This is a genomic window from Paenibacillus praedii, assembly GCF_049725345.1.
Lineage (GTDB): Bacteria > Bacillota > Bacilli > Paenibacillales > Paenibacillaceae > Pristimantibacillus.
The window spans coordinates 142,103-161,195 of sequence record NZ_JBMWAM010000008.1; the positions used below are offsets into that span (position 1 = coordinate 142,103).

At 49.2% G+C, this 19,093-nt stretch carries 17 protein-coding genes; all 17 read right to left on the bottom strand.

Going from position 1 to position 19,093, the window contains the following annotated elements:
- The 17 genes from ACO9K6_RS10085 to ACO9K6_RS10165 all read right to left on the bottom strand — a co-directional run bounded on the left by ACO9K6_RS10085 (position 1) and on the right by ACO9K6_RS10165 (position 19,024).
- Entirely contained in the window at positions 1 to 861 is an 861-nt protein-coding gene (locus tag ACO9K6_RS10085; RefSeq protein WP_424767433.1) for a hypothetical protein, read from the bottom strand.
- A gap of 93 nt (positions 862 to 954) precedes the next feature.
- Complete coding sequence (locus ACO9K6_RS10090; RefSeq protein ID WP_424767434.1) at positions 955 to 3,249, bottom strand: hypothetical protein; 2,295 nt, start codon at positions 3,247 to 3,249, stop codon at positions 955 to 957.
- 25 nt (positions 3,250 to 3,274) lie between these two features.
- Entirely contained in the window at positions 3,275 to 4,618 is a 1,344-nt protein-coding gene (locus ACO9K6_RS10095; RefSeq protein ID WP_424767435.1) for a UDP-glucose dehydrogenase family protein, read from the bottom strand.
- A 32-nt stretch (positions 4,619 to 4,650) separates the two neighbouring features.
- Entirely contained in the window at positions 4,651 to 6,021 is a 1,371-nt protein-coding gene (locus ACO9K6_RS10100) for a sugar phosphate nucleotidyltransferase (RefSeq protein ID WP_424767436.1), read from the bottom strand.
- A gap of 86 nt (positions 6,022 to 6,107) precedes the next feature.
- Entirely contained in the window at positions 6,108 to 7,064 is a 957-nt protein-coding gene (locus ACO9K6_RS10105; protein ID WP_424767437.1) for a polysaccharide pyruvyl transferase family protein, read from the bottom strand.
- A complete protein-coding gene (locus tag ACO9K6_RS10110; protein WP_424767438.1) occupies positions 7,048 to 8,418 on the bottom strand; it encodes a lipopolysaccharide biosynthesis protein in 1,371 nt (456 codons plus the stop codon). The genes ACO9K6_RS10105 and ACO9K6_RS10110 overlap by 17 nt, the downstream gene beginning before the upstream one ends.
- A 9-nt stretch (positions 8,419 to 8,427) precedes the next feature.
- On the bottom strand, positions 8,428 to 9,327 hold the full coding sequence (locus ACO9K6_RS10115; protein WP_424767439.1) for a glycosyltransferase: 900 nt from the start codon (positions 9,325 to 9,327) through the stop codon (positions 8,428 to 8,430).
- A 3-nt stretch (positions 9,328 to 9,330) separates the two neighbouring features.
- Positions 9,331 to 10,362, bottom strand: a complete 1,032-nt coding sequence (locus ACO9K6_RS10120; RefSeq protein WP_424767440.1) for a glycosyltransferase family 4 protein — start codon at positions 10,360 to 10,362, stop codon at positions 9,331 to 9,333.
- Positions 10,363 to 10,377: 15 nt separating this feature from the next.
- Positions 10,378 to 10,950 (bottom strand): LbetaH domain-containing protein, encoded by a 573-nt coding sequence (locus tag ACO9K6_RS10125; RefSeq protein ID WP_424767441.1) that lies wholly within the window; start codon positions 10,948 to 10,950, stop codon positions 10,378 to 10,380.
- Positions 10,951 to 10,954: 4 nt separating this feature from the next.
- On the bottom strand, positions 10,955 to 12,076 hold the full coding sequence (locus ACO9K6_RS10130; RefSeq protein WP_424767442.1) for a glycosyltransferase: 1,122 nt from the start codon (positions 12,074 to 12,076) through the stop codon (positions 10,955 to 10,957).
- Positions 12,077 to 13,246, bottom strand: coding sequence for a glycosyltransferase family 4 protein (locus ACO9K6_RS10135; RefSeq protein WP_424767443.1), 1,170 nt, complete (start codon positions 13,244 to 13,246; stop codon positions 12,077 to 12,079).
- Complete coding sequence (locus tag ACO9K6_RS10140) at positions 13,243 to 14,622, bottom strand: hypothetical protein (RefSeq protein ID WP_424767444.1); 1,380 nt, start codon at positions 14,620 to 14,622, stop codon at positions 13,243 to 13,245. Before ACO9K6_RS10140 ends, ACO9K6_RS10135 begins: the two co-directional genes overlap by 4 nt.
- Positions 14,623 to 14,641: 19 nt before the next feature.
- Positions 14,642 to 15,760 carry a glycosyltransferase gene (locus tag ACO9K6_RS10145; RefSeq protein WP_424767445.1) on the bottom strand — a complete coding sequence of 373 codons (1,119 nt, stop codon included), beginning with the start codon at positions 15,758 to 15,760 and terminating at the stop codon, positions 14,642 to 14,644.
- A gap of 18 nt (positions 15,761 to 15,778) precedes the next feature.
- On the bottom strand, positions 15,779 to 16,477 hold the full coding sequence (locus tag ACO9K6_RS10150; RefSeq protein WP_424767446.1) for a sugar transferase: 699 nt from the start codon (positions 16,475 to 16,477) through the stop codon (positions 15,779 to 15,781).
- A 2-nt stretch (positions 16,478 to 16,479) separates the two neighbouring features.
- Positions 16,480 to 17,382: a UTP--glucose-1-phosphate uridylyltransferase GalU gene (gene galU / locus ACO9K6_RS10155; protein WP_424767447.1), complete on the bottom strand. Its 903-nt coding sequence runs from the start codon at positions 17,380 to 17,382 to the stop codon at positions 16,480 to 16,482.
- Positions 17,383 to 17,595: 213 nt separating this feature from the next.
- Complete coding sequence (locus tag ACO9K6_RS10160; protein WP_424767448.1) at positions 17,596 to 18,288, bottom strand: CpsD/CapB family tyrosine-protein kinase; 693 nt, start codon at positions 18,286 to 18,288, stop codon at positions 17,596 to 17,598.
- Positions 18,269 to 19,024 (bottom strand): YveK family protein, encoded by a 756-nt coding sequence (locus tag ACO9K6_RS10165; protein WP_424767449.1) that lies wholly within the window; start codon positions 19,022 to 19,024, stop codon positions 18,269 to 18,271. Before ACO9K6_RS10165 ends, ACO9K6_RS10160 begins: the two co-directional genes overlap by 20 nt.
- Between the last annotated feature and the right edge of the window lie 69 nt (positions 19,025 to 19,093).

The following is a 19,093-nucleotide window of genomic DNA, read 5'->3' on the forward strand; positions in this document are numbered from 1 at the left end:
TCAGAACTGCATGAGTTGCTGCAGCCTCATTTCCGTTTCGTTTTGAAGCTCCGTGAGCATATTATTAAACGTCTGTTCCCACTCCGTGATCATATCCGGCGATACATCATCCTGCTTGGCGTTTTGGGCAAGCTGTTTAAATTGAATGTCACAGGCGGATGCCACCTCCCCAACCCCGTTTGCCAGCTTCGTATTCAATTCCTGAATGGCAGCCAAATTCGTTTTATCAAGCGCCGCTATGCTTGCTTCAGCCCCTATCAGCACATCTTTCATGTCCTGCGCGCACTTCGCTTGAACAAGAATGAATTGTTCCTCGTGCAGCTGTGCAGCTGTCATTGTTGGATCCTGTATCGGGTTGTCGGTCGATTCAGGTCTTGTTTCACCCGGTATTGTTTTCCCGTTGCTTTTGGTATCAGGTTTCGCTTCACTCTGCGTTGCCGGCTTCGTTGTTTTTTGCGGAACTGATTTATCCGGTTTTTGAGTTTCCGGTTTATTCACGCTTTTTATGTCCGTAACCTCAGCTTGAATCACTTGCGTTAATCCTCCGTCCTTGCTCAATTTGCTATCGTTGTGCCCGACAGGAGCCGCCGTTTCGCCCGCCGCCCTTCCAGTTTGTTCATCCACAGCAATTTTCGTCTTTTTATCCTCCGATGTCTGAATCTCATCCAAGTCCTGCAGTACGATCCAGCTCTCTGTTTCTTCGTCTGCTTGCGTGAGCAGCGCCTGTTCTGATTTCCCCTTCCAATACAATCCACCCCATACAAATAACAAAATAATCGTTATTGAAGCTAAGATCATGATTGCAGTATTCGGTTTCCGGGATTGCCGCCGCCGCTTTCCGAATATCCTATTTTTCCCCATCTCTTAAGAAACCTCCCACCCATAATAAGAACAAATGAAACAGCTAGGCTGTCCCTTGGACGGCAAAGCCGCTGCAGGACAGCCCTTTAAGCTTCAGTAATCGAGTAAGTCGCGTACAATAAGCATAATCAAGCGATTAACCTTGTCCTTCACTTCATTAATGGCTTTGTCTTCGACTGATTTAGAAGCATCCACTTTTTCAATTTTTTTGACGGCATTATTGCCGGCCCGAACAGCTTCCAAAATCAAGCTTACCTTTTGCTTATCATTTTTGGCACTTTTCAGCTTGGTTTGAAGCTTCACCAGCTGATCATCCAGTGTGTGAAAAATTTCTCCGATCTTTTTGTCGATTTCAATTTGGCCTTTGTCATTAACAAGCGTGACCTCCTGTTTGAAAATCACCTTCATCTCGCCTCCGTGAGGATTCACGATAGCGGCCTGAATGACAGCTGCCGCTGAAGGTACTTTTTTCGGAATCGAAAATTTGCCGTTTGCTTCCACCTTGACATCCTTGCTTCCGGATAGCTTCGTCCATTTCAAAACCGAAGAAGGAATTTCTACTCCTAACACCATTAATTGATATTCATGCTGCCGTCCGTCTTCCGTTATTTTTACACTCGGCTTCACTTCGGATCGGATAAAAGCTACAGCCAATGCACTCATCGCCGGCTCATCATACTTCAGCTTCGCCTGAAAGTTTAGAACCGTGGACCGTATAACTTCCGATTTGACGCCTAGATTTTGCAGCGCTTTGCTTAACGCATAGTCATCGCTTTCGGCTAAAACTTCAATCATCGCTTCGATGACGACCGCATTAATTTTCTGCTTATCGCCAAATAGTTGGGCAATCTCTTTCGGCTTCATATCCGCGACAATATCAAGAATCGCTCCTTCTATACCTTTGCGCTCTCCGCCGTCGCCGAACAGCACAATAAGAAAATCGTCCATCGTTATATTCGAAACGCCGCCTGCTGCAGCAAGCGTCTTCAGCGTCGCCCGAAACTCAGGATTCGTCCGAATCGCTTCCAAATCGGATGCATTAGGGTCGTACTGGAAAGAGCCCAACGCTTTAATCATTTCAAACAAGCTTGTCTTCAGCTGCGCTTGATCGGCAGATGACGCAAGATTGAGAGCGATTGCGTTCCATAGAGGATCGAGTAACGCTTGATCTTTGGAGGCATCAAGCCCCGCAATCTCATCCCGCAGGCTGCGGACATCCCTTGCATCGCCAGGGTCGCCGGCTACGAGCGCTGCATACAGCTTGTTCATTCGCTCAAGGAACTGCTCAGCCGGAAAAACATCTCCGGGCTGTTCCTCTTTCGCGGTCAAGGTAACTTCCTTCTCAAAGATCAATTTGTTCGATCCCCCGTAAGGGTTGACCAGCTTGGCCTGAATAACCGCCGAAGCACCGGCAACGCCTGCAGGGATTGTAACGATTCCGCTTGGCGTGACATTTACGGCCTCGCTTCCCGACACCTTCTCCCACTTCAGCGCAGCACTTGGCACATCCACACCGAACACCTTCAGGCTGTAGTCATGACGACGTCCGTCCTCGCTCATCTTCGCAGAGGCGCTCGCGGCCGTACGGACATAGGAAACCGTCATCGCGTTAATGGCCGGCTCGTCCTTCTGCAGCTTGATCTGGAAATTAAGCACCGTCGCTCTTACGTCCTGCGGCGTAACGCCAAGCTCGTGTAATATTGAGCTAAACTTGTACGCGTCTGTCTCTTTGAGCAGCTTCTCCGAAGCCTGGAGCAGGACCGCGGTAATACCCTGCTTATTTCCAAGCAGGCTCAATAATTGCATAGAAGACATACCTGTCAGCTCCGCGCTGATCGTTCCTTCCACGCCCTTCCGATCGCCGCCGTCGCCAAGGAGGAACACCAGAAAATCGTCCATCACAATATTCGCGTCACCGCCGGCCGCCGAGATCGTCTTCAGCGTTACCCGGAATTCCGAATTCATCCGGATCGCCTCAAGATCGGATGCCGCAACATCGTAGCGGATCGAAAAAACCGCTTTGACCATTCGAAACAAATTGGTTTTCAGCTTGGCTTGATCAACGGATTCCGGCAGCTTGGCGCTAATCTTATTCCAAACTGGATCTAGCAGCTGCAAATTTGCGGCTTCGTCGAGACCGGCGATCTCATCGCGCAGCTTTCTTACATCCTCCACATCTGCCGGGTCGCCTGCCGCAAGCGCGGCATGCAGCGCGTTCATGCGCTGCAGAAAAACGCTTGACGGAAGTCCCGAATCCGCGGCGTTCGCCACGCTTACAAAACCAAGCTTATCCTGCAGCCCTTTCTGGCTGATCGGCAGGACGCCTAGCGATGCGGCAAGCATGGAATACACAAGTACGGAAGCGGTCATTTTTTTTCTAAACGTCATTATTGTCACCTCTGCATAACTAATTTTAATTAGAAAACGAGACTGGAATTTGCTGCTTTACGCCTTGATTCAAGCGGGGTCGGCCTACCGAATAATAAATAAAATCTGTTCCCAGCAAATGTTCCTCATCAAAGACATTACGTCCGTCTATAAGAATCGGGCGATTCAATACGCTTTGCAGCTTTGCAAGATCAATTCGAGAAAATTCATCCCATTCCGTCAGCAAGCAAAGCGCATCCGCGCCTCTTGCCGTTTCCATCGCCTCATCGCACCATGCGACTCCTTCTCTTCCGAACAAGGTGCGGAAGTTGTCTGTCGCGATAGGATCATAGGCTCTTAAGCTCACGCCGTTATCGATCAAATGATGCATAATTTCAAGAGCCGGCGAATCACGCACATCATCGGTATTCGGCTTAAACGATAAGCCCCAGATCGCAACCGTCTTCCCTTTCAGGCTGCCGTCGAATATCGTCTCCAGCATTCGTATGATATTAAAGCGCTGGTCTTGATTGACCTCCACGACCGAACGCAGCAGCTTGAATTCATAGTCCACATGACCGGCGATTTGAATTAAGGCATGCGTATCCTTCGGAAAGCAGGATCCCCCATAGCCGATCCCCGCTTTCAGAAACGACGGGCCAATTCTTCTGTCGTAGCCCATCCCTGCCGCAACCTGAGAGACATCCGCGCCTACCTTCTCGCAAATGTTGGCAATCTCGTTAATAAACGATATTTTCGTGGCGAGAAACGCATTGGATGCGTATTTAATCATCTCGGCGCTGCGTATATCCGTTACCACAATGTGGTTGGTCAAGCGATCATGCAGCTCGACAATCGTATCGGCCGCGCTCTTGGAATCGGCCCCGATCACGATACGGTCCGGATTGAGCGTATCGTATATCGCCGAGCCCTCCCGCAAAAACTCCGGCAGCGAAATGCTGTCGAACCACATATCCGTCCGGGAACGTATGAGCACGGCAAGCCGCTCGTTCGTTCCGACCGGCACTGTGCTCTTCACGACGATGATCTTGTAGCCGTTCATCGCATCCGCGATTTCCAGCGCCGCTTGATCGATATAAGCCAGATTGGCTTCGCCGTTTGGAAGAGGAGGTGTTCCGACCGCTAAAATAATAATGTCTGATTGACGGACGGCGCCGGCCAAATCGGTCGTGAACGAAAGCTTGCCCTTAAGCTGCGCCTCCGCAGCCAGCTCCTTCAGTCCCGGCTCATAAATGGGAATGCCACCGGCGTTCAATAGGTCAATCTTGCCGGGATCCTTATCCACGCAGATGACCTGGTTTCCGAGCTCCGCATAACAGACGCCCGATACGAGTCCGACGTAGCCGGTTCCGATTACCGTAATGTTCATTCTCATCTCTCCTCGCATGAATTACCTATCCTTTAAGCGGTACAAATTTGCAAAATTTCGTTCCAATCGAAGGAGAGCCTTACGATATCCTCTTCGATGAGCTCCGATCCGGTCTGCACCTCGATAATGTCCATTTCCGATTCCGCCAGCAGACTGTGCCTGCTCTCCTTCGAAATCGACAGGACGTCTCCTGCTTTCACCTTGAACACTTGGTCGTTCAGCACCATCGTTCCTTGGCCGGAGACGATCGTCCATACTTCTTTCCTAAGCTGATGATATTGGTAGCTTAAATTTTGACCGGGCATGACGCAGATTCGTTTCGTCAGCACTTCCTTGCCGTCCGGGTATTTCAAATAATCAAGCACCCGGTAACGGCCCCACCGCCTTTCCTCGTACATCGGACGCTGATCGGAATGCTTCATGACCTCCTTGATCATCGGGCTGAACGATTTATCTGATACGAGAATGCCGTCAGGACTGGCCGCTACGACAACGTTGGATAAATTAAGCAGCGTTATCGGAATATCCAGCTCATTAATGACATGCGTATTATGTGAATCTCCCGCAATAATTCCTCTCCCGATTAAGGAGCTTTCCATTTCCTCGGTTAATGTGTTCCACGTTCCAAGATCCTTCCAATCTCCCTCGTACGGCAGCGCTGCGATATGATTCGATTTCTCCACGATTTCATAGTCAAAGCTGATTTTCGGAAGCCTGCCGTACTGCTTCAGCATTTCGTCGTATTGAATCGGGAAATCGTTTGCGATCAAAATATTGATCAGAAAATCAAGCTTGAAGGCAAACACGCCGCAATTCCAAAGTGCAGCCTGCTTAATCATGGCTGCCGCTTCTTTCTCCTGCGGCTTTTCCCTAAAGCTGTGCACGTTGACATAAGCAGCGCCCGTTACGGCTTCGGCATCCGGGATGATATATCCGTATTTTTCCGATGGATATGTCGGCTTCACGCCCATAAGCGCCAAACTTGCGCCGGAATCGTTCAGCACATGCTCCAGCTCCTTCGTTTTATGGAAGAAGGATTCCTCGACGTACGGATCGACCGGCATGACGACGACCGTTTCGTTCAAGCTCACTCCCTGCACCGAATACAAGTACGTGGCTGCGAGCGCAATGGCGGGAAAGGTATCTCTTCTTTCCGGCTCGACAATGATCTCAATTTCGTTACCGAGCTGGCTTTGAAGCATTTCCACCTGTGCTTTGCTGGTCGCGATATAGGCATGCTCCCGTAAACCGGCATTGGAAATTTGCTCCCAAACCCGTTTAACCATCGACTCCCGCTCACCCTCGGTATTTTGCAGCACCTTTAAAAACTGCTTCGACCGCGTTTCGTTCGACAACGGCCATAGGCGCTTGCCCGAGCCTCCGGACAAAAGAACCATTTTCATCAATATCCCTCCTAATAGTTGGTCGAAGCTATCATCACTTCGCAAGCAAAGTCGGCTTAGCTGATTTGTGAAACGTTCGAGCCCGGCTACCTCCCTTCGTTCGTGACGACTAATTGAGCCGAATGGATTTCTCTTGTCCAGGTGTTATAGTAGTTGGAGTTTTTGCCGTACGAATTATCGAGCAGCGTATTGGGCTTGTCCATCAAGCAGGATAAGATATGGCCATGCAGCCTGGAGGTTTGCACGCTCCTGTAGCTGCTGAAGCGCTTGATCGCTTTGTTTACCAGGTAATCGCTGTATTTGTTCCAAATCGCCTGCATTGGCAGCGGTCCGCTTCCTCTCTTCATCCATTTGCCGATCATGCTGATCGACTTCCTCTCGAACCGGTTATAGAGGGAGCCCCAATCCAAGAAATCGCCTCGTCCCTCCGTTTCAAGCTGCTCCTGCTCTCCCGTCTTCTCAATGTCTGTGCGGAAGAAGCAGAGCAGCTCCTTTCCCGGGCTGCTCTTCGGCACAATCGGCCACAGCTGATGAGCCATGTCAGGGGAGAGGTAGACAGAGCACTTGTGAAACTTCCTCGCTGCAAGCTCATAAGACAGCGGATCTCGAACATATAGATGCACGTCGCTGTGCTTGTTAAAAATTTGAGCCGTCCGGTCGAATTCCGATTCCTTCTTATAAAAAATCGTCTGCGGCAATATGACGATCCGATGATGCGGATATCCGGCAACGATCCTCTCGCGCAGCTTCTGGTGCACGGGATACAAATCTCCGAAGTTGCCTCCACCCTGCAGAACGATAATCTGATCCTTCGGGATGATCAACGAGTCGGGAAAATCGTGGACGCTGTAACGCGCCTCAACACGAATATGGTTATCTTTGAAAAATGCCTCCGCACCCTTCATGATCAGCAGATCCCCGCCGTTGTTGTACACAGGATAATCGATATATTGAATGGTTGAGCCCGGCGGGATCACATTCAAAATTTGGCGAAGCTGCTCTTTCAAAACGTCCATCGGGTGAACGTTAGCTTTCATTTGCATGTTTGCCCGCTCCTTTGCGTCGTTTTTTTTCTTTTAGCCGCTCGATCAGAAAACGGTAATCGTTTTTATCAAACAGCATCCCTCCGAGCGCTGTCTGAAAGACGATCCGCATCGCCGCAAGCGTTACCGCTAAGCGGATCACCGATCCAATCAATAAAGCCAGCGCAATGCCGTTCAATCCGTACGGCGGAGTGAGCATAAAAAACAACCCAATCGTAGCCGCAAGCGCAATGAGCTGGCGAATGAGCACTAGACCCGGCCGCCCCATAGCGTTGAACGAAGAGGCCAATATCCATGAGCCCCCACCGATAATGCACTCGATGGATAATAAATAGAAGGCTCCGCTCGCTTCCAGGAAGGACGCTCCGAACAGAATGCCCATCAGGAACCGGCCGATGAAGATGCTCGGAATCACGACAATCGTCATCAAAAGCATAGACAGCCGGAAAGCTCTGCCGACCGTAGCGAGAATGACGGACTTCTCCATGCCGGTTATCTTCGGAAACACAACATTCGTTATCGCCATCTGTACGACATTGAACACGCGGGAGAGCGCATAGACGACGGTATACAGCCCCAGCTCCCTTGCGGACAACATGGAGAGAATAATGATTTTATCGAACTGAGCGTACACGGTGCCGAGCAGCTCGACCCCGAATACTTTGCTTCCGTAGCCGAACAGCGCTTTTGCCTCTAGCCGGTTGCCGATGTCCCTCAGCCAATCGATTCGAAGAACCTCTCTTAGACTATGAAAGGACCAAGTCACGACCAGTAAGCTCGTCGCCAAAAATACGATCGCCGCAGAGCGTAGGCTATGATCGTCTGCTCCCCAAAGCACTAGAAGTCCAGCCAGATTGAACAGCGGAACGTATAACCGCACGCCGTTATACACGTTGAATTTGCCCATGCTCTGCGCGAGCGCGGATAATAGATTAATAGCGAGATAAACCGGCAGCATGAGCACTGCATACCACCTGGCCGTTTGAATGACGGCTTCCGGATAATTGCCGAGCCAAGCCGGCATCCAGCTCCAGGCGACGACGCCGACGATTACACTGACCGGTATTTGGAACAGGAAGCCCGCCTTCACAAAAGCAGCCCCGCTGCCTTTGTTTTGCTTTATGTTGTAAATGAGCGAGGTCGGCAGTCCGAACGAGACGAGTCCGGCGAGCAGCGTCGGCCAGAACAGAATAGCCGAGAATTCCCCTTTCCCGACAACCCCGAACATGCGGGCCGTCACAATCGAGGTCAGCGTGCTGAAAATCATGACCAGAAGATTAGCTGCGCTGGTCCGAAAAATCGTTTGGGCAAGCCCGTTTTCCTTCCATGCTTTATGAATAGCCAATTGTGCCATAGCTATGCATCAACCCCTGCCGTTATAGCGCAGGATGCCGACAATCGATCCATTGCGATAACAAATATTTACAATCTGCCGGATAAACCTCTTGAAGTGGAAAATCGAAAGCAGCGACGCTCCGACCGCCTGCAGCAAACGAATCGTATGCTTCGCGACTGCCAGTACGCTCTTATCCTGCCGCTTCACCGCATCACTCACCCCCTGCCAGAAAATCCGTTTCAGGAACCACTTCTTTGTCGTGCGCTCCTTCGTGATTTTGTGCTTGACCGCCGCATGCGGCGTATAATACACTTTGCTGGTTTCCCGCATTCTCGCAATCAGCTCGCTTTCCTCGCTCGACAGCAGGTTTTTGCCCACCCTGCCCAAATCCTCGCGAAAAGGCTTCATATGCCGGAACAGGTTTGTCCGGAACGCGACATTCGCGCCATAAGGAATCGCCGGAGCCGGCATTTCCGTCACCCGGCTTGCATAATCGAGAATCGTGAATACGGAACGATGTTCCTCTGGAATCCAATCCGGCTCTGCCGCTTCCCACACCGGATCGATTCGCCCGCCGACGCAGCCTATATCCGCGCCCATTGCAAAAACGTCGACGATGTTACTCACCCAATCTCGGGAGGCAATCGCATCATCGTCCAAGAACAAAATATATTCGCCCCTCGCTTCGCGAATCGCACGGTTTCGGGCATTCGATAATCCGAGCTTATTCTCGAATATGTAGCGCAACCTTGGACCATGCAGAAGCTGCAGGTCTTTTACCACAAAAGCGGTATCGTCCGTTGACCGGTTGTCCACGACGATAATTTCAATTTCTTCCTTGGAATAGTTTTGGACGAGGACGCTCTCTACCGCCTCTTCGGTATCCTTCGCCCGGTTATGGGTGCAGATGGCCACCGTTACCTTCATGGTTCATCCCCATCCTTGATAAACTTTTTTGATCTTCTGCGCGATTGCGCTCCATTCCAATTCCTTCAGCACCTCTTCATACCTTGGTGCTATTTGCCCGTTTTTCACGTTCAAGGCGGCCTTCAATGCATTTTCTAGTCCGTTGTTAACGTTCGGATCATACCTGACAACCATGTTTTCCTTAAAATATTCACCGATGAATTCATTGTCCGGCATGACGATCAGCTTTTTGAACGATAGCCCAAGAATCGCGGAGCCCGAGGTCGTGATTTCCTTGTAGGGCATCACCATGACGTCTACCGCGCTGATTAGATCGGCAACCTCTTCATTAGGAATGAATCGCAAGTCCAAAATGATGTTTTCGGTATCCTCCACATGCTTCAGATAAGCCTCCATCTTTTTGTCCGCTTTACCCGCTATTATCAGGTACGATTGTTTCTTCTTCATCGCGTTGAACGCTTCGACTAAATCCTCGACGCCCTTGTAAGCCTTGATCGCTCCGAGAAACAAATAAATGTCCGCGTCCGCGCTAATGCCGTAATGCTTTCTGAAATTTATGCCCTGCGGTTTATACACGCCCAAATAATGACCGTGCTTCACAACGGACAGCTTGCCTGCCGGAACACCAAACTCCTTCATCACTTTACGTTTTATCGATTCGGAGGCGACAATCAGCTTGCTGCAAAACCGGCAGATGAGCGAGCGCATAAAGCGCTCCATGAGGCGGTACTTCGCGTTATGCGGATACAGGTTATGAATCGTCCAAATCAGCTGTATATTCCGCACTTTTAAATAAAGCATGGTCAGAATAAAGATGAAGGACTTTACGATAAAGAACAGCAGATTATCGTTCTGATACGCATGATGAATCCAATGAATATGAACAATGTCCCCTGGTTTAGCTCCGCCAATCTGCAGCATCACCCTGCCATGCTTTAAATCCATAATGTCCATGCCTGCACCGCTTAGAGCGTTCGACAGCAAATCATTGTAATAATTCAATTCGCTGGATTTCGGCCACATCCATACTTTCATCGCTTTACTCTCCCGTCAGTTGTATCTGCGAATCCAGTCATCCGGAACATGAATGTCGCGAATGACTTTGGCGGGAGTGCCGCCAGCCAGCACATTCGCTGGAATGTCCCGCGTGACGATACTGCCGGAAGCGATAACGGAATTGGGACCTATCGTTACGCCGGGCAGAATAACGGACCCTCTGCCAATCCACACATTGTCCGAAACGACGATGTTTTTGCTGTGGGACCGGTCATCCGCGTCTACAGGGTGAAAATTTGAATCGATAATGTTAACCATAGGGCCAATAATCGTATTGCTGCCGATGCGGATCGACTTCGTGCAGCCGATATCTAAGCCATAGTTGAAAAACACATTATCGCCTACCCAAAGCTTGGCTTGCCTGCTGACGGAAATCGACGACGGAAAAGGCATTGCATGAAAGGAGACATTCCTTCCGACGACGAACTCACCTTTGTTTTTCACAAGCAGCTTGCCCGCTATCCGGCCCAGCCTTCCGACGGAGCTCGTTTTTACCGGCAGCACCGCGGCTCCTTTCAGGACGGCCAGCAGCTTGCTAAAGCTCACTCCGTTGTATTGGCTGCTCATGACCTCATCCCGCCGCTTCCGACTTCATATTTTTGGCTAATAACAAATAATAGGTAGACTCTACCTTCCTTGCGATCGTGCTCATGTTGAAGTCGTTCATGACGCTGGCATAGCCCTGATTCGACAGCTCCTGATGGTTGACAGCCTTGTCGTACACGCGCTGAATGGTCTCATAAAGGTCCTCCACATCGCCATCCTTCACAATAAAGCCGCCTTTCGTCTGATGAATGATCTCCGGCGCTCCGCCCGAATTCGAAACAATGACGGGCGTCTGAACGAGCAGCGACTCGATAATGACTCTGCCGAACGGCTCGTTCAGCGAGAAATTGATCGTCAGGTCGCACTCCTTCATGACGTCGAGCGGCCTCTTGCTGTACCCGTAGAAAATGACGTTCTGCTCTAAGCCGTAAGAGATAACCTTCTCAATCATGTCGTTGAAATAAGCCTCTGATCCGTCGATGGACGCGTCGCCCACAATGAGCAGCCTCCAATTGTATTTCTGATTGTCGGCCAGCTTCTTGACTGCCTCAATGACGAGATGATATCTCTTCCACTCCACGATCCGCCCGAACGTCCCGATGACGAGCATTTCGTCCTCCATGAAGCTCCGGCTTTTCATCGTCAAAGCGAGCTCCGGATCTACGCCGTTATAAATGATCGTTTTGTTGCTGCCCCGTATGGAGTCCGCCACGAAATGCGAGATGCAAATGACCTGGTCGAAAAACCGCGGCAGCACCTGATTGAACATCCGGAGGTGTGTATAGTCCCGGTGATGCCAGACCAGCTTGCAGCCGGTCATGAGCTTGAGCGGTGCCGTATACCACGGCGCGCGCCAACCGTTCGCGTGAACGATATCGATACGATTTCTCTTGACGAACGCCTTAATCCGCATAACGGTTTCCACATAACCGAAACCGAGTTTCTTCTTTATGCTGTTAAGGCGCAGTGGAAAATGCGTATACTCCGTTCTGACTTCGTTCAAATACGAAGCATCGCCCGGGCATAATAAGAAAATGCGGTAGCTCGACGTATCCAAATAATTAATCAAATGAATCAGGCTTTGTTCGGCGCCGCCCTTCTTGTCCGCGTGGGTCACAAATAAGACGTTAATTTTTCTATTGTTCATTTACAGCACCTGCTTCATCGGATAGCTTGGGTTTAATGAATGCATGAACCCTTTCAATACCTCTTTATGGTTGTAATGCGTGCGTATGAAATGCTGCGAACATTCGAGCAGCGTTTTGGCAGCTGCGGGATCGTCGAACAACTGCTTTATTTTCCGGTAAAACTGCTCCGGCCGGTCGGCGATTAGAATATGCTCGTTGTCAAGAAGCCCTGTCCCTTCATAGCCGATGGAGGTCGAGATGACTGGAAGCCCGTTCTGAATCGCTTCGATCGTCTTGAGCTTTACGCCTGCGCCATTTTGCATCGGGTTCACGAACAGATAACCCTGCTTATAAATATCATCCAGGCTCTTCGGCGTATCATAGACGATGACATTAGTCAGATCGTAAGGGTCAAGCCAGCTTAAGCTCTGCTTCCTGCTGTTGCCCGCAACGATGAATTGGTAACCGGGCTCCTTCAGCAGCTTAGGGTGTATATGCCCGAGATACCACTCGATCGCTTCCCGGTTATTGGGCATGAACAACGATCCGATAAATACGACATTTTTGCTTCGAAATGAGCTCGCTCCGAACGTCTCCTTGGTGACCGGCGGCGGCAGGAATAAGCTTTTGGCAGCTGGATGCTGACTTTTGAAGGCTTCAAATTCCTTGCTTGAAATGAACAAATACTTGTCTACTCTTTCGACCATTTTTTTCTGTAATGATGCGAATTTGCTGCTTTCCATCTGATAGTACATTTTATGGAAAATATTTTTGGCGCTTCTGGCCAGCGCCTTAAAATAGACCGCCTCATCGTTATGGACCCGCAGGATGACGTTGTCAGGCCTGATCTTCGGATTATTCAGGATAGGGTATACATAGTCGCCCTCGAGCAGCACATAATCGTAATCGTCCTCGAGGCTGACGCGGCTCAGCTCGTTTCTCGACCGGGCTTGCAGCGGAAAGGCATGCAGCAGATCCGATAGCCTGCTTCTGCGGTCGCACAACTTAATATCCTCGACATATTCGTTTACGACCTTCAAGTCCGCTTCGGCAGGCATCTGCTTGCCGCACACGAGGAGATGGATTCTCCAGCCGAGCTCGGCGAGCACCTTGATTCTTCCCCAAGTATCGACCCTCCCGCCATGATCGGCAGGGTAAGGAAAATCACTGCAAACAACGAGTATCTTCATTTGACTGCCTCCGTCATTTTGGTATGATTCGTTTGGTTCTTGCCTAAATACAGACTGATAAAGGCGAACAGCAGCCAAACCTCATATTTGATTTCGAGCGCAACAAAGAGCAGGGAGAACAGAATGAATACGAGTGCCAGAAACAGAATAGAGCTGGATTTCACTTTCACGATCAAATTTTTAGCCAACAGGTAGAAGAATACGACCGAGAACAGGCCGCCGAACATGTACCATTGGAAAAAACCTGATTTGACACCCACATTTTTATCCGTGCCCGAGTATTGCATCAGCTCTCCCGCATTAATTTGGCTAACGCCAAACGTTTTGTAATAGAAATCGGACATCAGGCTGATCGAGTCGCCCACATATTGATCGAAATACAATAAGAAAGCTCCTGTACCGACTCCCAGCGGATGGTGAAAGACGGTCATGATCGCGATAATGATCGTTCCCATCCGTGTGTAGGACGACGTATAGTTGTCGATGTCATTGCTGAACGAGCTGACCAGTCCTGTCGAAAAATTCGTAATGAACATGTACATGGCCAGAACAACCGCGAAAAGCAAAACGAAATTTTTCTTTTTCCGAAAATCTAAAAACTTGAGCATCGTCACGACAAGTGTCAACAGGCTTACGATCAGAAAGCCCTTCGAGCCTGTAACGAGCAAATAAAATAGAAAAAAAGAAGCAGCATAGGAAATTGACAGCGTCTTAGCGATACCGCTCAAATAACGAGTCAGATAAACGAGAATCGAAGAATAGACGACGATAATCGACCCGGTCGTACTGCTCTCGGAGGTAAGCAGCCTTACTCTCCAATAGGGATTGCTGCCGGAGTGCAGGAAGGTGAGCGCGCTCGGCATACTCGCCAGCTCCACGATCATAATAGCCGCAAGCAGCGTGACCACGGTGAGAAAGCAGACGTAAAGCACTTTAAAGCTATTGATTTTCGAGAATACGAGCTGCATATGCCGAATGTAGAACAAAATTAATATAAAATAGATCAGCACCTTCACCGCTTTGCCAAGCAGGCTCTCCGAGCCGAAGCTGTAGTTGCCCTGCAGGTATTGATAAAGAATGTATGCGATGCTGACAAAGCTCAGATAAACAATAAAAGCGAACAAGTACCTCTGCAGCATCGAGCCATTCAAAATCCGCTTGTGCTTCACAAGCATGGCGATTTCACAAAAAATAAAAATCGGGAACAGTAGGATGATCGGCGATCTGCCTATTTCACCGATCATTCTAACCAAGGGAAAATCCTGATAGACGGTGAGCACCAGCAGCATGATGAGATACAGTGCCAGAAAGGACTGCTCCATAGCAGTTTTTCTCGTCATCTTTTCTTCTGAGTTGCCATGCAGGCTAACGTTCATCATCTTTCATCCTTTGAAGCTAGACATATTTTTTTGAAGTGACCGCATACCGGGTGCTTTGTTTATTCATCGCAGCCTCGTACAGCCGTTCAATTTGCTTGTTCATCTGTTCGGAATGGAATTTCTCATGAAATATTTGCTCTCCCGTCTGTCCCATAGCTCTCAGCCTGTCTTTGTCCAGCTCTTGAACAATGCCCACAAGCTCCTCCTTATGGTCAAAATCAAAAATATAACCGTTGACGCCGTGCCGGATAATTTCTGGAAGCGCGCCCCGATTGCTGGCAATGACGGGTTTTTTGTTCCGCAGCGCCTCGATGGCGACGATACCGAAGCCCTCCCAGCGTGAGGGAACGATAACGGCGTCGCACGCTTCCATATAACGGTCAATTTCCGAATGATCCACCCACCCGATTTTGACTGCATTGGCTGGATACTCATAGGAAGCAGCTTCCTCCAATACCGTGTCGCCGACCAAATACAGATTGACGTTTGGGAACTCGTGCCCGATGAACACCTCAAGCAGCAGATCAAAGCCCTTCTGCCTGTCAAACCGGCCTACATAAAGCAGGTTAATCTTTGTTTCGTCAGTAGCGAACGGCAGATGCTTCGTTGGCGGCGTATCCGAAACTCCGTTATACACGACTACCGATTTTTCGGACGATAAGCCGTATTTTACCGCCATCTCATATTCATGCTTGGAAATGTTGATAATGAAATCGCTGCGCAGCGACAACATCCTCTCCACCATAGCGAAAATCTTCCTTTTCCAAGCAGCTGTGTCCATCAGAAAAGCCCAGCCGTGAGCGCAATAAATGATGATGGGACGCTGCCGCTTGAAAAAAAACAACGTCCGCAGGAAGAAACCAGCGAACGTTCCATGGACATGAACGATATCCGGATGAACCTCCTTGACCGTCTGCCAGATCGACCTCATTGCTTTAAAGAAATAGGAGAGCTTCCTCTTGTAAGGGTATATGTACAAGCGCTCCGGACTGATATGCAGCGATTCCTTGCTGGAATTCTGCTCCGATACCATCAGGAAGATATCGTATCTCTCCATTTGGTATTTCAATACTTCATTCAGATGGGTTTCAATACCGCCCTTAGTAAACTCCGATAGATGAAGGACCCTTCTCATCCTATCCTCCTCCGTTCGCTAGAATGCATCGTGAGAAGCAACGACGGCTTTCACCGTTCTCAGCATGATTTTGATGTCCAACCATATGCATCGTTTCTCAATATATGCAATGTCCAGCTCCACCATCTGCTTAAAGCTAAGACGGTTTCTGCCGCTTACCTGCCATAGACCTGTGCAGCCTGGCGTAACGGTCAAGCGCAGTTTATCGTATTCCGTATATTCGGCCACTTCCCTCGTAAGGGGAGGCCTTGGACCGACCAAGGACATTTCGCCTCTAAGAACATTTAGCAACTGCGGAAGCTCGTCGAGACTCGTCTTGCGAATGAACCTTCCTACCTTTGTAATGCGCGGATCGTTCTTCATCTTGAACATCGCTCCGCTGATTTCATTCTGTCCGAGAAGCTCCTTCAGCTTCTCTTCGGCGTTAGTGGTCATAGAACGAAGCTTGAACATTTGAAACTGTTTTTCATTTTTGCCGATTCTCGTCTGATAGAAGAAGACCGGACCTTTCGGATCCTCCAGCTTGATGAGGAGTGCCAGGAAAGCGAGCAGCGGGCTAAGCAAAACTAAGCCAATAAGCGAACCGACAATATCAATCGCGCGTTTCAATACCGAATATATCGAGAAACCGCGACGCAGCTCTTGCTGCGTCAAAACGTTCGTATAATAATCCGAAATACCGACTACCGCTTCATCCCGATATTGTGGAGGTGTCATGCTCACTCCGTCCTTCCAGTAATTAATTTTTTGCGGAGCTCGCGTTCCATTAGTTCCTCAAGCTCCGACATAAGCTCGTACTTGAGCTCATTATTTCGCAGCGCGAAGTCGATCGTCGTCAAAATAAAGCCCAGCCTCTCCCCTACGTCATAACGTATGCCTTGGAAATCATACGCATAAACGCCCTGCTCCATATTCAGCTTCTGAATCGCATCGGTAAGTTGAATTTCACCGCCTGCACCAAGCTCATGCCTACCCAAATATTCGAATATTTCGGGCGTAAGAACATAGCGGCCCATAATCGCCAAATTGGATGGCGCTTGTCCTTGCTGCGGCTTCTCTACAAAACGATTGACCTCGTACAAATTGTCGATCCGGCTGCCCGGATCTACGATTCCGTACCGGTGCGTCTGATCCACGCATACCGTCTGCACGCCAATGACCGAGCGTCCAGTCCGCTCATATTGCTCGATCAGCTGTCTGGTGCACGGCACTTCGGACTCTACGATATCATCTCCCAGCAGAACGGCAAATGGCTCGTTGCCGATAAAATTACGTGCGCACCATACGGCATGTCCGAGACCCTTCGGTTCCTTCTGTCTTATATAATGAAGATTTACATTAGATGATTTCCTAACCTTTTCCAAAATGTCGAATTTCCCTTTTTCCGCTAACGTATGCTCCAGCTCGAATGCAATATCGAAATGGTCTTCAATTGCCCGTTTTCCTTTTCCAGTAACGACGATAATGTCTTCAACCCCAGACTCAATCGCTTCTTCCACGATGTACTGTATGGTTGGCTTATCCACGATGGGAAGCATCTCTTTCGGCATTGCTTTTGTTGCCGGCAAAAAACGGGTTCCGAGTCCTGCGGCCGGGATAATGGCTTTTGTCACTTTTTTCATTTTCGTTCACCCTATCCTATGTTTTTTGTTCGCATTGTACCGAGATGCAAAAATGCGAGTCGTACTGTATTGTGATCAAGGGCATCGAACCCTGCCTCACGTCATACCCTTGACGATAAACGTCTAAGGCTGTTTAGCCCACAGCATGACCGAGTGCCTCCAGTGGTAAAGGTACAGGAGACATTACCTTTCTTTCTAATTGAAAGAACGTTGCTATTCGTCGTTTGCCGCTCCGTAATAGTAGGAATAGGAATCCGAGTTTCTTCGATTAATATTATTAAGCACGACGCCGAGCAGCTTGGCATTTACATGCTCCAGAGCTGCCTTTGCTTTAAGCACCAACTCTTTCTTCACTTGTCCCGAGTCGATCACAAGAACGACGCCATCACTTTTGGTAGCTACGATTTGAGCATCCGTTACAGACATAATCGGCGGTGTATCGACGAGGATCACATCGTATTTCTTTCTTGCTTCATCGAGCAGATTAGCCATTTGCTCCGAGGAAAGCAGTTCTGACGGATTAGGCGGCGTGGGGCCGGCATGCACGATGAACAGATTGTCTGTGCTCGTATGCTGGACGACATCTTCAAGCCTATTTTGGTTAAACAAAGCGGTCGTCAAGCCGTTACGGTTCGATGTACCAAATATATGATGCTGTGATGGCTTCCGAAGATCGGCATCGATCAGCAGCACCCGTTTGCTTGCTTGAGCAAACGCGACGGCCAAATTGGCGCAGGTTGTGCTTTTTCCCTCGCTGGGTTTGGAGGAGGTGACCATAATGATTTGCAGCTTTTGGTTAATCGTTGAAAACTCAATGTTCGTCCGGAGCATCCGATAGCTCTCTGAAATCGGCGATTTCGGATTTCGTTGTGTAATCAGGTTCCATTTAGGAATCAAGCGAGACATTTTTTCCCCTCCCAGCCTTGTCGGTTAGCGGAACGATGCTGCTACGCTCGGCGGCATCGCTCTCTCTGAATCTTGGAATCGAAGTCAGTATCGGAACTTGAAGCAGCGCCTCGATATCTTCCTCGGTTTTAACCGTGTCATCCAAATAATCCAGCAAAAAGGAAATGCCCACTCCTATCATTAAAGCCATAATAAAAGCGATGGTAATGTTCAGCTTGGGATTAGGGGCTACCGGACCGTGCTGCTCATTCGGATCGGCCTGGTCCAACACAGAGACATTGTCAACCTTCATCAGCTCGGGAACCGATTTTTGAAAAACGATCGCAACGGCGTTCGCAATATTAGCCGCCTTCGCATAGGATTCATCACGGACGGATATAGACATCACCTGCGTTTCATTAACCGAGCTTACACTTACCTTGCCGATGAGCTCGTTATACGTTACGTCCAGCTCGGGGTAAGTCTTGACGACCCTCTTCATCATGCGGGGCGTTTTAATAATTTCTTTATAGGTTTTAATAAGCCCGATCGTGGAATTAATGGCTCCCACATCTATGCTTGGAATTAAAGAGCTGCTGTCCTTAAATTGGTTAACGACCAGCTTTGCGGATGCTTGATACTGCGGCTCTATGAAGTAGTTCGAGTAGATGCCAACGCTCAAGCAGCTTACTGCGATAATTAATGCGATTAGTAATAGCCTTCTTTTGACGATGATCCAATATTGTTTTAGTTCCAAATCGTTTCCTCCGATACTCGTTAAGTTATCTATCCTTGAAACCTCGGTTTTTATTATTCGATACGGGTT